This is a genomic window from Micavibrio aeruginosavorus (genome assembly GCF_051245535.1).
GTDB lineage: Bacteria > Pseudomonadota > Alphaproteobacteria > Micavibrionales > Micavibrionaceae > Micavibrio > Micavibrio aeruginosavorus_D.
In genome coordinates, this window is record NZ_CP195303.1 from 1,723,291 (window position 1) to 1,736,859 (window position 13,569).

The following is a 13,569-nucleotide window of genomic DNA, read 5'->3' on the forward strand; positions in this document are numbered from 1 at the left end:
CCCGGAATTTTCCGATTTTTGGGCTGACTCCCCCCGCCCCAGCCGCTAATCTGCCCCTATGCGCATTCGTCATTTGCCAGAAACACTGGTCAACCAGATCGCCGCCGGTGAAGTCATCGAGCGGCCCGCCGCCGCTGTCAAAGAACTGGTCGAAAACGCCATCGATGCCGGGGCGACCTCGGTCGCCATCGATTTGCGCGATGGCGGCAAAAGCCTGATCCGCATCAGCGATAACGGCATCGGCATGACCCATGACGAATTGATCGCCTGCCTTGACCGTCACGCCACATCCAAATTACCCGGCGAAGATTTGCTGAACATTTTCACGCTGGGTTTTCGGGGTGAGGCTTTGCCCTCCATCGGCGCGGTCAGCCGCCTGAGCATCGCCAGCCGCGCGCGCGAAACCCCGAATGCAGCATGGGAAATCAAGGTTGAAGGCGGTCGTAAAGACGCCCCGATCCCCAGTGCCCACCCGGAAGGCACGCGCGTCGAAGTGCGCGATTTATTTTACGCCACGCCCGCCCGTCTGAAATTCCTGAAAGGCGACAAGGCCGAATACGCCGCGGTGAAAGACACCGTGATGCGTCTGGCCATGGCGTTTCCGGCTGTTGGGTTCCGCCTGACCCACAATGACGCGCTGAGCCTGTCTTTGCCCGCCGCGACACAAGGTGATTTGTGGGATCAGCGGCGCGAACGCCTCTCCGCATTGCTTGGCGCTGACTTCGCCGCCAACACGGTGGCGATTGAGGCCGAACGTGATGGCGTAAAACTGGAAGGCTACGCGGGTCTGCCGACATGGTCGCGCGGGACATCGCAAAACCAATATCTGTTCGTCAATGGTCGCCCGGTGCGCGACAAATTGTTACAGGGCGCCATGCGTGGCGCCTATGCCGATTTGCTACCCGGTGATCGCCATGCCGTCGCCGTGCTGTTCCTCGACCTGCCGCCGACCGAAGTGGACATCAACGTCCACCCGGCGAAGGCCGAGGTACGGTTCCGTGATTCCGCCGGGGTGCGCGGCCTGCTGGTCGGGTCGATCCGCCATACGATGATGCAGAAAGCGGGTCAGGGTTCAGCCACGACATTGTCCGACCGCACGCTGGCCGCCTTACAAACCACAACCAGCAACGCACCGCATACGCCGTCCTATGGCACAGGCAATCTGGCTTATTCCTACACACCCGCGCCGTCCTATGGGCTGGCGGAGCGCACGTATGAAAATTATCGCCCCTTGGGCAGTTTGCAACCCGCAGCGCGGAGCGAAACCGCCCCGACCATTGCCGCGCTTCAGGATCAGGATTATCCGCTGGGTGCCGCGCGCGCGCAGATCCATGAAAATTACATCATCGCCCAGACCGCCAACGGCATGGTGATGATCGACCAGCACGCCGCGCATGAACGCCTGACCTATGAACGGTTTAAGGCGCAGGTGATGGAGGCGGGAAAAATTGAATCCCAAGGATTACTGGTCCCCGAAATCATCACGCTGGACGATACCGATATCGCGCGGCTGATGGACGCGGCGGAACAACTGGATCAACTGGGCCTGCGCATCGAACCCTTCGGCCCGGATGCCGTGGCGGTGCAGGCCGTGCCCGCCTTGCTGTCGGGTCGCGCGGAAATTTCCCGTCTGGTCCGTGATATTTGTGACGAGCTGGCCGAACAGGGCAGCACGCAAGGTTTGGAAGACCGCATCAACGCTTTGCTGTCCACCATGGCCTGTCACGGGTCGGTGCGATCGGGCCGGGTTTTGAATGTCGATGAAATGAATGCCCTGCTGCGCCAGATGGAAGCCACGCCAAAATCCGGCCAGTGCAATCATGGCCGCCCGACCTATATTACTTTAGGATTAAAAGACATCGACCGGCTGTTTGGGAGAACGTGATGAGCGAGATCGACATTCCGGATCAAAACCCGAAGCATGATAAACCAGCCCCCAACAAGGATCAGAAAACGGTCACCGCCGTTTACGGCACGCTGTGCGCGTCGCTGATCCTGCAACTCACCCCCAATGCGGGTGTGGCGTTGTTTTCCGGTCTGTTGCTGTTGTTTACATGGGGCATGATTGGTTTTCTGCGCCGCGGTGCGGACCGTGAAAGCCTTCTAGCCAATCATATGAGTTTTTTGAACATCACCCTGTGGATGTTTTCCGCCCTGATCTTCGTCGCAACGGCCATTGGTGGGTATTACGTTTACACCCATTATACGTTCGCCCAGTTTGGTGATTTGGCCAGTGTGATGGCCGAAGGTGATATGAACGATCCGATGATCCGTGAGCTGAAAAACCTAACGCTGGCCGTTGGGGCACCGGGTTATCTGTATATCGTCTACCGCCTGACCAAGGGCCTGCGCCGCGCTTTGGGCGGATACCGCATCGCCCACCCGAAAAATCCGTTTTAAGGCTTCAGTCGATCCAGAAAATCACGCGACGCGTTTAAATCCGCGCGCATCGTCGCGCGCTGTTTTTCCTGATGCGGGGCGGGGCCGTACAAAGCTTCGTTATAAATTTCAGCGCGGTATAAATCTTCGACATTCGCGGCGATGAACACATCATCCGGCGTCACCACACCCTCCATAAAGGCCAGCCCCAGAACAACCGATCCCGACACCACCGTCACCAACTGGAACACGGTGAATTGGTACAGGTTCATTCCCTCCATCGCGCGGCGGACATATTTATGGGCGGCGTCTGGTTGGCGAATGGCGGACAGGCCCGGTGTAACAACCAACGCCGCGCCCGACACACGCGCAAACCAATCCCGCGCCGGGGCCCATGCCGCGTTTTGTTGCGCGGCCAATTCCGGTGGCTCTTCGGTTTGATAGCACAGCAAGTCCGTATCCAGATACCCGGCCACCATATCGGTCATGGTTTTACGCTCACCCGCCACACGGTCAATCGCGGTGACCAGAACTTGCGTCAACGGCATCGTATCGGGGACGATATTGTCCACCTGCGCCGACCATTCCTGCACCAACCCATCGGCCAAGGCGGGTGTCGGGGCCACAACCATCTGGCCCGATGGTGTCTTCACCGGCTTGCCATCCAGACGGATGGAAAACCCACCCGCAGGCTCGGCCTGTGATGTCACAACTTTGTAAAACCGCTTCATGGAGCTGTATCCGTCGGGGAGTCTTGGAGAATATTCAAAAACGCACTGGTCCGCAGGGATGAACCATCACCCATCTGCATCACCTGAATATGATCCAGCGCATCATTCCAGAAGGGGGCTGCGTTCTTCGCCGCCTTGGTATCCGGGATCGGTGTGGCCAGTGCGGCCAGCGCGCTATACAAATCCGCCAGCGCCTTGGCATCACTTGATCCCGCGACGGGCACGCCATCCACACGGATCGTGCCATGAATTTTTTCCGCATTTTCCGCCGTCGCGCCAACGATCACATCCGGCACAAATTTAAAATCACCCAGTGTCAGTTCCGGTTCACCCGCAATGCGCAGTCCGCCATTATGACGTCCGATTTTCACGGCCCCCACCACCGGATGATCCGCCAGACCGAATTGCGTAATATTCAACACCGCGCCGCCCAGCAAGCCCGTATCAAACCCGGTTTGCAGCGACACCGCGCCCACAGACGCATTCAAAATGGCATTATCCTTCACCCGCCAGATGGGGTTGGAATCGCCGCCGTCATTGACCATGTCCAGACGGATCGAAACCGCATCATCGCCATAGGTGCCCGACACCACCAAGGCCGATGCCGCCGCATCAATGCCGACATGATCAAGCGCAATAGCGCGATAGCCCGTTGCCTCACGATCAATCTTGATCCCCGTCATATCCAACACGCGAAACCGCGTGCGCGACAGGATCAGATCGCCAAAGCTGACCTTCAACTTCGCCGCATCGACCGTGGCCACCACGGGCCCCGGCATGGGTTTTTCGGTCACAGCCTCAACACGCCCCGGCGCACGCACACGCCCCGCATCAATCACCATGCCGGGAATGGTTTGGTGGAATCGCACATCGGCAATATCAATTTCCAAAAACGGAAAGAAGGAGGCGTTGTTCAGCGTGCCAATTCGCACATCGTAACCCGTGGCCTGGGACAAATTGCCCTCCAACCCGGTGCGCAGCATCGCCTTGTCGCCGCCCAGCATGTAGAGCGCGCCAAGACTGACCCCAATGGCCACAGCAAACACCATAAGCAAACGCAGAAGGAATTTACCCTTTGATCGTTTACTCATCGGTGCTTGTGTCCTGTTGGATAATGATTTGGTCGGCGGATGGCGCCGGAACGCTCTGCACCTGTGGCATCACGCTTTCAAACTGCATCGCGCCGGTTTTCATGGCGATGTCGCACGGGCGGATAAACTGGCACACCTCGCGGCCCAACGCCCGGTCCTCAACCAGCCCCCAGAACGCGGTGCGTTCGGTCAGGTAATCGGTGGATTGCGGGTCCAGCGTGCTGACATCCACATCGGGCGGCAGCAACGGCACGGGCGCGCAGAGTTCTTCGGCCACGCACGCATCATATTTCGCCGGGTCGGACAATTCGCCCGATTCAATGCGGCGCGCGGTGGATACCATGCGCACGTGAATACGCTCAATCTCCTGCATCAGATTGATGCCGAATGTTGCGGTGATGGCATCGGTTGTTTTGCATTCTTCGGGAATGGCGCGGCCCACATCGGCGGGCGCACCGCATGTTTTTTCAAACGCCAGCAATCCACCCTTCGGCGCGTCCTCTACCGGCTTGTTGGTGGCCAGAACCAAAGCGGTCAAGCCACCCAGCAGAACCACAGCCAAACCACCGGCAAGAAGCAAATTCCGGGACGGAGACGACAGGAAATCGGTCATTTTTACACTGCTCTTTTAGATTCATGGGGCCTTGAATTAAGTATAGCACCAAGGTCGTGAATGCAAAGCCTCAAAACCGAAATTAACCCATTGATATAAATGGGTTAAATCTCAACGTTAGCGAAGGGGTCCTGATCGATCTGCGGGCGGAAATCAAAGGCTTTCCAGCTTTTTTTCAAATCATCGGCCAGCGGTGCCGTCACCTCGATCATGCCCTTCCGCGTCGGATGCGGCACAACAATGCGCCAGGCATGCAGATGCAGGCGCGGAGCCAGGTTCATGTCATGGATCATGTTGATGCGGGCATCATCCTTCTCCAGATCGGCATGGCCGTATTTTTCATCACCGATCAGGGGGAAGCCACCCTCCGCCGCATGCACGCGGATCTGGTGCGTGCGGCCCGTGCGCGGCCAGAACATGACGAACGCGGCGGCCGGGCCAGCACGTTCAATCACCTGAAATTCCGTGCGGGAAAATTTTCCGTTTTCGGCATCGACGATCATCATATCCTTGTACGGGCCATCGCCCTTGATCAACGGCGCATCGATCACGCCATCATTCATCTGCGGTGCGGGTGCAGTCAGAGCCCAGTAATATTTGCGGATATTACGCCCTTCGAATGCGCGGCCCAGACGCTTGGCCGTTTCACGGTCGCGCGCCAGCAACAGCACGCCGGACGTATCGCGGTCCAGACGGTGGCACAGTTTCGGCTTCACACCATCGCGGTCCGCCAGATGTTCCAGTAATCCGTCAATGTGCCGCGCGATTTTCATGCCGCCCTGCACCGCGATGCCTGCGGGTTTGTTCAGCGCGATCACTTCGCCGTCATCATAAATCACCATGGACCGGATCAAATCCGCATCGCCCGGATGCGGGCGGAACCATGTGTCGGTTTTACCGACGGTCGCCGTCGTGGCCGGCGGCAAACGCACAGATTGCCCGGCATTCAGACGCGTGTCCGTTTTCACACGGCCACCATCAACGCGGATCTGCCCCTTGCGCATCAGTTTCTGCACCAGCGCATAAGGCAGGTCCGGTGCATATTTTTTCAACCAGCGATCCAGACGTTGCCCATCATCGCCCATTTCAACAACGATCTGGCGCACACCGCCCGATTTCTCATCCGATGGGTTTTCATCAGGGGACACATCATCCACATCCTGATCGTCGGCAAATTGATCGTCGTCACTCATGACAGAATTCCTCGTACACAGGCCAGCCCGGCAACAAGCCCGGCCAGCGATAAACCAACGGAGAGCGCGACATACAACGCCGCTTGCGTGAATGCCCCACGCTCCCACAACAAAATCGTATCGGCGGAGAAAGCGGAGAACGTCGTAAACCCGCCCAAAACCCCCACCATCAAAAACGCCCGCCATGGCGCGGAGGCCTCGGCGGACAATGCAAACAATCCAATCAAAACACCCATCAGCGTCGAGCCGATGACATTGCACGCCAGAATGCCCCACGGAAACCCGCCCGAAAATCCAGCAGGCACCAATGCGGCCACGCCATTATTCAACAGATGGCGCACCACCGATCCAATTGCGCCGCCCGCGGCAATGGCCAGAATGGTTTGCATTATTCATCCCCTTCCGCATTTTTCCGCGCGCGCAATTTGGCCCAATAATCGACCCGTTTGCGCAATTCGCGTTCAAACCCACGTTCGACCGGATTATAGAAGATTTCGCGCGCCATGCCGTCAGGAAAATAATTCTGGCCGGAAAAAGCATCCGGATCATCGTGGTCATAGGCATAATTCGCCCCGTACCCCAGATTTTTCATCAATTTTGTCGGTGCATTCAGGATGTGTGCCGGCGGGGCCAGCGACCCGGTGTCCCGCGCAACGCCCTTGGCGCGGTTATAACCTTTATACACGGCGTTCGATTTCGGCGCGGTGGCCATATAGACCAGCGCCTGCGCCAAGGCCAATTCGCCTTCCGGGCTGCCCAGCCGTTCATACGTATCCCACGCGGCCACGGCCTGGCTCAGCGCGTTGGGATCACCCAGGCCAATATCTTCCACCGCCATGCGGGTGATACGGCGCGCGATGAACCGTGGATCTTCGCCCCCTTCCAACATGCGGCAGAACCAGTACAGCGCCGCATCCGCATCCGACCCGCGCACGGATTTATGCAGCGCGCTGATCAGGTTGTAATGCCCATCATCTTTCTTGTCGTATAACGGTGCCCGGCGATTGACCAAAGCGGTCAGCGCGGGAATGTCGAACAGATCACCTTCACGCGCCTGCGCAAATACCTGCTCCGCCATGGTCAGCGCATACCGCCCATCGCCATCGGCCATGGCCTTTAACGCATCGCGTGCGGACGTCTCCAACGGCAAGGCCCGCTCCATATGGGTTTCCGCCGCCTGCAACAATTTTTCAATCGCCGCATCGTCCAGACGTTTCAGGACGAACACCTGACACCGCGACAACAACGCCGCATTCAATTCAAAGGATGGATTTTCCGTGGTCGCGCCGATCAACGTGATCGTGCCATCTTCCACCACGGGCAAGAACGCATCCTGCTGCGATTTATTGAAACGATGAATTTCATCGACGAACAGCAACGTCCCCTTGCCATTCCGACGACGCAGACGGGCGGATTCAAACACGCGCTTCAGATCGGCAACGCCAGAAAAAATCGCCGAGATTTGTTCGAAATGCAGATCGGTGTGTCCGGCCAGAATGCGCGCCAGCGTGGTCTTGCCACAGCCCGGCGGCCCCCACAAAATCATCGACACAATCCGGTTATTGGCCACCATCCGGCCAATGGCCCCGTCCGGCCCGGTCAAATGGTCCTGCCCCGCAATGCCCGCCAAAGCCCGCGGGCGCAGCAAATCCGCCAAAGGCCGGGGGCCAGAGGCATGAGAATCATCAGATTCCGGGGTTTCAGCAGGGTCAAACAAGGTGGCCATAGGGGCAAAATACGGGGGTTTAGAGGGGAAAACAAGGGATATTTGTTGACATATTATCTCCACCAGCCCATAACATTTCCCATATCAAAAAACGCCCCGGAGAGCTCTTTATCATGCACCCATTCGTTAAAAGCATTACCAAAGCCATCGCCGCCCCAATTGGTATTCTAGCCCTTATACTAGCAGCCGTACTTGAGGGAGGTCCGCTCATGTCAAAAATGATCGAGCAAACAAACGACGATGCAGTGACCGCCCGTAGAAACCTGACACCAGTTCTCGTCGAACCCGTAGCGGTCTATACCGCGCAAAAAGGCGAGGCTTGCTTGGTCGAACAATTGGGCACACGCCGCCATTATACATTTGAGCAGGCACCCACAAGCTCGGTCATCTTCCTGATCGCCCAAACCTTGATCGCAGGCGAAAAAAAACTCAACGCATTTGAACTTGGCTCTGTGCCCGATTTCAAACTTGTGAATTACCCCTGCGCCATGATCAATGCCCAAGGCCGTAAATGGGACAGTGTCGAAGACTTCACCCAAGCGGCAAAAGGTGAGTTTGATGCCATCGGTGCAAAACTCAAGCCCCTGCAAGCCGCACCGGAAACAACCCGGCTCAGCCTTGTCAGCAACAAAATTCGCCCAACCCCGTAAACGAGGCATAAAATGCAAAAAATTCTAAACTTCGTCGCAGGCATCGCCATTATCGCCGGCGGAATCGAATTGTTTGTTTCGACAATCATGCCCAACCACCTTGAAGGCTATAAAGAGGGGAGCATGAAGACGTCCCTGGATCTGGGCCCGGTTTACCGTGAAGGAGCCGCAGATCAGTGTCTGGTCGAAAAGCCGGAGACGCGCCGCCACTTCACATTCAAGCAAGCAGACACACGATCAATCATCCTTTTCGCCGCCAAGAGTTTTCAGCGGACAGAAACGGAACTGGGCTCCATTCCCGACTTCAAAGTCATCAATACACCGTGCGATCAGATTGCATCGCCCGTCCGCAAATGGGACACGCTGCAAGATTTCGTGACCGCCTCCAAAGGTGATTTTGAACAGATTTCAACGAAGCTCAAGACCGCGGCAAACCAGCCCGGCACAACCAATCTGAGCGTTCTGGTCAACCAGATTAAGCCTGTAACACCACAATAATCTAGCGAATGACGATCTGCTGTTTGCGGCCATTGCGCTCCAGCGTGATGGCCCAGACGCCACCGCGCCCGGCGCGGGCCAAGGCTTGTTTGGCATCATCGGTATTGCCAATCACCACGCCATTGACTTCAACCACCTTGTCACCGGGGCGGACGAAGCGCGTGGCGATGCTGCGATCCTCCACACCCACCACAACGACACCGGCATGATCATCGCTGGCATCGCCAAAGCCCAGTTCGGCCACCACCGCTGGGTTCATGTTGACCAAGGTCGCGCCTGAGAGCGGATTTTCACCCTTGATCAATTGTTTTTTGCGCGCTGGCTCATCCGGCGGGGCGATGGCGGCGACCTTCACATCGCGCGTTTTACCCTGACGCAGAATCGTCATATCCGCCTTGCCGCCGATCTTGGTCGTCGCCATGCGATATTTCATTTCCGATGGATCGACGATTGTGTGGCCGTTTACCGCCACAATCAAATCGCCTGCCTTTACCCCGGCTTTATGCAGCGGGCTGGCCGTATGCAATTTGGCGACCAGAACACCCGCCGGACGATCAAGGCCGAGGGATTCAGCAATATCCGCGCTTACACTTTGCGCCGTAATGCCCAGCCACGGGCGCACCACGCTGCGGCTGCCGTCAACGGTGTTGTCCTCGGCATCCATCACGCTCATCACCATTTCGGATGGTACGGCGAAGCCAATGCCCAGCGACCCGCCATCGCGCGAATAAATGGCCGTGTTAATGCCGATCACGCCACCATCCATCGCCACCAGCGGCCCGCCGGAATTGCCGGGGTTAATCGCCGCATCTGTCTGGATAAAGAAATTGAAATCATTGATGTTCAGGCTGGACCGCGCCAGCGCGGAAATAATGCCGCTGGTCACCGTTTGGCCGACGCCGAACGGATTGCCAATGGCCAGAACCAGATCCCCCACCTGCGCCGTCTCACTGGCCCGCAACGGGGCGAAGGGCAGTTTTTCACCGCCCGTATCCACGCGCAGAACCGCAATGTCGGACGGCTCATCCCGCACGCTGACGCGCGCCGGAAATTCGCGCCCATCGGACAACACAACACGGATTTCATCCGCCCCGTCGATGACATGCACGTTGGTAATAACCACGCCAGCCGCATCGACGATCACGCCAGACCCGAGGGCGTTTTCAACCTTCTGCCGGGTCAGGCCACCGCCAGAGTACGGGAACGCATCGCCGAAAAACTGTTCAAAAAACGGGTCGCTCATAAACGGATGGGTGCGCCGCGTGATGGTGCGGCTGGTGTAAATATTCACCACCGCCGGGGCCACCTTCTGCACCAACGGCGCGAAAGAAAGGTTCACCTGCGCCTGCGATTGCGGGACCAGACGCGGCATATCCTGCGCCAGCGCGGGCATGGATGAAAACACACAAACACCAAGCAAAAGGGGCAAAAAACGACGCATAGGGCCTCTCAACCAGATCATGGGAACAGGACTAGGGTCTGTACTCAATTGACGGATTTTGAGCCGAAAACGATGGTTTTCGAGAACCGCACCGCAGAATACATTGATGTATTTGAGGAGCGGAAGCGCAGAAAAACACCGTTTGCAGGCCAAAAGACTAAAATTGAGTACAGACCCTAATGTATTTACGTTTCAGCGTTTAGCAAGGCCTTGGGCCGCGCCGGTTTGATATGTTTTTTCAGGCGCAGCGCCGGTTTTTCGATAAAATGCCACGAGGCCACGGCAAAGCCCAACGTGACCGGCATGGCCACCAAAAACAATTGCCACCAATGCTGAATGGCCGGGAAAATTTCAACCAACGCCCGTTCAATGGGAAAGCCGTACAGATAAATGCCATACGAATAATCCCCCTGTTGCACCAGCGGGAAACGGCGAAGATCCAGAATACCAATGCAGAGTGTCAAATAACACGCCGCCAGCACGCCCAGAATGATGGTGTATTTCAACAGGAAGAAGGCCATGCCGCACACGGCCAAAACCGCGAAGACCGCATTCATTCGAATTTTATTGGCGCACGCGTGGCACAGCACACCCAGAAAGAAGCTGTAGATCAAAAGTTTTGGGTGAACGAACACCGTGCCGCTGCTGCCCCAATCAATGCCCGGCAGCAACAGGAGGAAAAACACCTGCGCACAGAGCATGACGCCAATCAATATCTTCTTATCCGCAATGACCCCCAAGGCCATCAGCACGATCATCACCGCATAGCTTTCAAGCTCAGACGGCAAGGTCCACAAATTGATGTTCACGACAGATGTGGTCGGAAGAGCGCTGCCCGTAAAAACACCGGGCAGGTCATATTGGATGAAACCGACAATATTCAAAAAATACTGCCAGAAATCACGGTCTGAAAAATATTCAGACAGCGGCAAGGTCGTTAAGAACGCCCCCAGCACAACGGCGCAGAGCATGACCTCAACAAACAAAGCCGGAACAATCCGCAGAGCGCGATACAGAAAGAACACGCGCGCCGACCCGACGCGATGCGCGCTGCCCGTCACCAGAAAACCACTCAGGAAAAAGAACATCGGCAAGAGCGCATGCAGAATAGGCTGAAACAGCGGAAAGCTCCACACCGCGTCATAGGTCTCGCTATAGCGGCCATAGCACGCATACACAGTGTGCCAGAGCAGGATAATAACGGACAGGACCAAACGCAGCGCATCGAAGCCGGGCAAAACCCCGCGATGTTCGTCCATATAATCCTGTAATGTTTTTGCCATCATGCCCACTTTCCCCATGCTGCCCCCATGCAGCCCCCATGCCGCATCAAGCATGGGCACCATGATACAGCAATCACCTTGAATACCAGATGAAAAAAGGCCACCGAAACGGTGGCCTTTGTTTCCTTAAAACTGAAAACGGGATTATTCCGCGTCTTTTTCAGCTTCTTTTTTCTTTGCCGGCGCTTTTTTAGCGGCCGGTTTCTTTTCAGCAGCGTCCTTTTTCGGAGCGGCTTTCTTCGCAGCCGGCTTTTTCGCTGCCGGTTTTGCGGCCGGGGCTTTTTTCGCTTTAGCGGATTTCAGTTCGCCTTCTTCGCCAACTTCGTATTCGCTTGCCACGTCTTCACCCAGCATGGTCGGACCGCTGTCCTGACCTTTTGCGGATACGTCGCGATCAACGAATTCGATCACAGCCATCGGAGCGGCGTCGCCATAACGGAAGCCGGCCTTCATGATGCGGATGTAACCACCGTTACGGTCTTTGTAACGATCGGCCAGAATGTCGAACAGTTTACCAACTTGAACTTCGTCGCGCATGATTGCGATTGCGCGGCGACGGTTGGCCAAACCACCTTTTTTCGCCAGCGTTACCAGTTTCTCGGTGAACGGGCGCAGTTCCTTGGCTTTCGGCAGAGTCGTCGTGATCTGCTCATGTTTTACCAGTGCGGCCGACATGTTTGCGAATGTGGCTTTGCGGTGCTGGCTTTTACGGCCCAATTTACGCTGTTTAATACCGTGTTTCATTTACTTCACTCCAACGTCTGCGGTCTTCCTCGGAAGAACCATTGTGTTCCCCATTAACATGCCCATGAAAAACAGGCGCATCGAAAACGGAGGCGGGCACCATGCCCGTTTGAATGCAGGATGCCGATATCACAAGGACCCGGCATCCCACAAATTCAGATTAGAACGGCTCGTCAACTTTACGGGCCAGGTCTTCGATATTCTCTGGCGGCCAACCCTCGACCTGCATACCCAGATGCAAGCCCATGATGGTCAGCACTTCCTTGATCTCGTTCAGCGACTTGCGGCCGAAGTTCGGCGTACGCAGCATGTCGGCTTCGGATTTCTGGACCAGGTCACCGATGTAAACAATGTTGTCGTTCTTCAAGCAGTTTGCAGAGCGAACGGACAGTTCCAGTTCGTCAACTTTGCGCAGCAGGTTTTTGTTGAACGGCAGTTCGTGTGCTTCTTCACGGTTCTCAGCAGCTTTCGGCTCTTCGAAGTTGATGAAGACTTGCAACTGGTCTTGCATGATGCGTGCGGCATAGGCCACGGCATCTTCCGGAGAAATCACGCCGTTGGTTTCAATGTTCAGCGTCAGTTTGTCAAAGTCGGTGATTTGACCAACGCGGGCATTTTCAACGTCGTAGGATACTTTACGAACCGGGGAGAACACGGAGTCAACCGGGATCAGGCCAACCGGCGCTTCTTCCGGACGGTTCAGCGCAGCCGGGCGGTAACCCTTGCCGGTGTTAACCGTCATTTCCATGTTCAGTTTCGCGCCCTTGTCCAGCGTGCAGATCACGAGGTCCGGGTTCATGATTTCGATGTCAGCGCCAGCTTCGATCATGCCGGCGGTCACTTCGCAAGGACCTTCAGCGTGCAGGCGCATTTTCTTCGGGCCTTCAACGTGCATGCGCACGGCGATTGCCTTGATGTTCAGGACGATGTCGGTAACGTCTTCGCGTACACCTTCGATCGAGGAGAATTCGTGCAGAACGCCATCAATCTGCACAGCGGTGACAGCCGCGCCTTGCAGAGAGGACAGCAGAATACGACGCAGGGCGTTGCCCAGGGTCAGACCAAAGCCGCGTTCCAGCGGTTCAGCCACGATTTTGCCGATCGAACGGACGTCAGAGCCGTGTTCGATATCAATTTTCGACGGTTTAATCAGTTCCTGCCAGTTTTTCTGTATCAAGGTGAATCCCCTTTATCTCAACAGTCTTTCAGAATCATATATC

The 13,569-nt window shown here is 56.5% G+C and carries 13 protein-coding genes and 1 pseudogene; 4 read left to right on the forward strand and 10 right to left on the reverse strand.

The genetic code is table 11. The features are described 5' to 3' along the window. The first annotated feature begins 58 nt into the window (after positions 1-58). Positions 59-1,885 carry a DNA mismatch repair endonuclease MutL gene (gene mutL, locus ACSC94_RS08325; RefSeq protein WP_435640384.1) on the forward strand — a complete coding sequence of 609 codons (1,827 nt, stop codon included), beginning with the start codon at positions 59-61 and terminating at the stop codon, positions 1,883-1,885. Then, positions 1,885-2,400, forward strand: coding sequence for a hypothetical protein (locus tag ACSC94_RS08330; RefSeq protein ID WP_435640385.1), 516 nt, complete (start codon positions 1,885-1,887; stop codon positions 2,398-2,400). The genes mutL and ACSC94_RS08330 overlap by 1 nt, the downstream gene beginning before the upstream one ends. Here ACSC94_RS08330 and ACSC94_RS08335 read toward each other — a convergent pair. From ACSC94_RS08335 to ACSC94_RS08360, 6 genes are all read right to left on the reverse strand, one after another. After that, positions 2,397-3,110, reverse strand: coding sequence for an ATP12 family chaperone protein (locus tag ACSC94_RS08335; protein ID WP_435640386.1), 714 nt, complete (start codon positions 3,108-3,110; stop codon positions 2,397-2,399). The two genes, ACSC94_RS08330 and ACSC94_RS08335, sit on opposite strands and share 4 nt — an antisense overlap. Beyond that, the gene (locus tag ACSC94_RS08340) at positions 3,107-4,201 is read right to left on the reverse strand and encodes a hypothetical protein (RefSeq protein WP_435640387.1); all 1,095 of its coding nucleotides are present in this window, start codon (positions 4,199-4,201) and stop codon (positions 3,107-3,109) included. The genes ACSC94_RS08335 and ACSC94_RS08340 overlap by 4 nt, the downstream gene beginning before the upstream one ends. Further along, the gene (locus tag ACSC94_RS08345; RefSeq protein WP_435640388.1) at positions 4,194-4,814 is read right to left on the reverse strand and encodes a hypothetical protein; all 621 of its coding nucleotides are present in this window, start codon (positions 4,812-4,814) and stop codon (positions 4,194-4,196) included. The genes ACSC94_RS08340 and ACSC94_RS08345 overlap by 8 nt, the downstream gene beginning before the upstream one ends. Positions 4,815-4,918: 104 nt before the next feature. Then, complete coding sequence (locus tag ACSC94_RS08350) at positions 4,919-6,007, reverse strand: RluA family pseudouridine synthase (RefSeq protein WP_435640389.1); 1,089 nt, start codon at positions 6,005-6,007, stop codon at positions 4,919-4,921. Then, a complete protein-coding gene (crcB, locus tag ACSC94_RS08355) occupies positions 6,004-6,399 on the reverse strand; it encodes a fluoride efflux transporter CrcB (RefSeq protein WP_435642164.1) in 396 nt (131 codons plus the stop codon). The genes ACSC94_RS08350 and crcB overlap by 4 nt, the downstream gene beginning before the upstream one ends. Then, entirely contained in the window at positions 6,396-7,733 is a 1,338-nt protein-coding gene (locus ACSC94_RS08360; RefSeq protein WP_435640390.1) for a replication-associated recombination protein A, read from the reverse strand. The genes crcB and ACSC94_RS08360 overlap by 4 nt, the downstream gene beginning before the upstream one ends. A gap of 113 nt (positions 7,734-7,846) precedes the next feature. On the opposite strand from ACSC94_RS08360, the gene ACSC94_RS08365 reads away from it, so the two are divergent. Further along, on the forward strand, positions 7,847-8,383 hold the full coding sequence (locus tag ACSC94_RS08365; RefSeq protein ID WP_435640391.1) for a hypothetical protein: 537 nt from the start codon (positions 7,847-7,849) through the stop codon (positions 8,381-8,383). A gap of 12 nt (positions 8,384-8,395) precedes the next feature. Next, entirely contained in the window at positions 8,396-8,881 is a 486-nt protein-coding gene (locus tag ACSC94_RS08370; RefSeq protein WP_435640392.1) for a hypothetical protein, read from the forward strand. A gap of 1 nt (position 8,882) precedes the next feature. Here the strand turns inward: ACSC94_RS08370 and ACSC94_RS08375 are convergent, their stop codons facing one another. From ACSC94_RS08375 to ACSC94_RS08390, 4 genes and pseudogenes are all read right to left on the reverse strand, one after another. Next, positions 8,883-10,322 (reverse strand): Do family serine endopeptidase, encoded by a 1,440-nt coding sequence (locus tag ACSC94_RS08375; RefSeq protein ID WP_435640393.1) that lies wholly within the window; start codon positions 10,320-10,322, stop codon positions 8,883-8,885. 185 nt (positions 10,323-10,507) lie between these two features. Then, positions 10,508-11,668, reverse strand: coding sequence for an acyltransferase family protein (locus ACSC94_RS08380; RefSeq protein WP_435640394.1), 1,161 nt, complete (start codon positions 11,666-11,668; stop codon positions 10,508-10,510). Positions 11,669-11,962: 294 nt separating this feature from the next. After that, positions 11,963-12,349 (reverse strand): annotated as a pseudogene (gene rplQ / locus ACSC94_RS08385) (50S ribosomal protein L17); the annotation flags it as partial. A gap of 160 nt (positions 12,350-12,509) precedes the next feature. After that, complete coding sequence (locus ACSC94_RS08390) at positions 12,510-13,526, reverse strand: DNA-directed RNA polymerase subunit alpha (protein WP_435640395.1); 1,017 nt, start codon at positions 13,524-13,526, stop codon at positions 12,510-12,512. Positions 13,527-13,569: the final 43 nt, after the last annotated feature.

Bases quoted from the DNA above. Each gene is read 5' to 3' on its own strand.
- mutL (WP_435640384.1), top strand. From the start codon at position 59: ATGCGCATTCGTCATTTGCCAGAAACACTGGTCAACCAGATCGCCGCC.
- ACSC94_RS08330 (WP_435640385.1), top strand. From the start codon at position 1,885: ATGAGCGAGATCGACATTCCGGATCAAAACCCGAAGCATGATAAACCA.
- ACSC94_RS08335 (WP_435640386.1), bottom strand. From the start codon at position 3,110: ATGAAGCGGTTTTACAAAGTTGTGACATCACAGGCCGAGCCTGCGGGT.
- ACSC94_RS08340 (WP_435640387.1), bottom strand. From the start codon at position 4,201: ATGAGTAAACGATCAAAGGGTAAATTCCTTCTGCGTTTGCTTATGGTG.
- ACSC94_RS08345 (WP_435640388.1), bottom strand. From the start codon at position 4,814: ATGACCGATTTCCTGTCGTCTCCGTCCCGGAATTTGCTTCTTGCCGGT.
- ACSC94_RS08350 (WP_435640389.1), bottom strand. From the start codon at position 6,007: ATGAGTGACGACGATCAATTTGCCGACGATCAGGATGTGGATGATGTG.
- ACSC94_RS08360 (WP_435640390.1), bottom strand. From the start codon at position 7,733: ATGGCCACCTTGTTTGACCCTGCTGAAACCCCGGAATCTGATGATTCT.
- ACSC94_RS08365 (WP_435640391.1), top strand. From the start codon at position 7,847: ATGCACCCATTCGTTAAAAGCATTACCAAAGCCATCGCCGCCCCAATT.
- ACSC94_RS08370 (WP_435640392.1), top strand. From the start codon at position 8,396: ATGCAAAAAATTCTAAACTTCGTCGCAGGCATCGCCATTATCGCCGGC.
- ACSC94_RS08375 (WP_435640393.1), bottom strand. From the start codon at position 10,322: ATGCGTCGTTTTTTGCCCCTTTTGCTTGGTGTTTGTGTGTTTTCATCC.
- ACSC94_RS08380 (WP_435640394.1), bottom strand. From the start codon at position 11,668: ATGGTGCCCATGCTTGATGCGGCATGGGGGCTGCATGGGGGCAGCATG.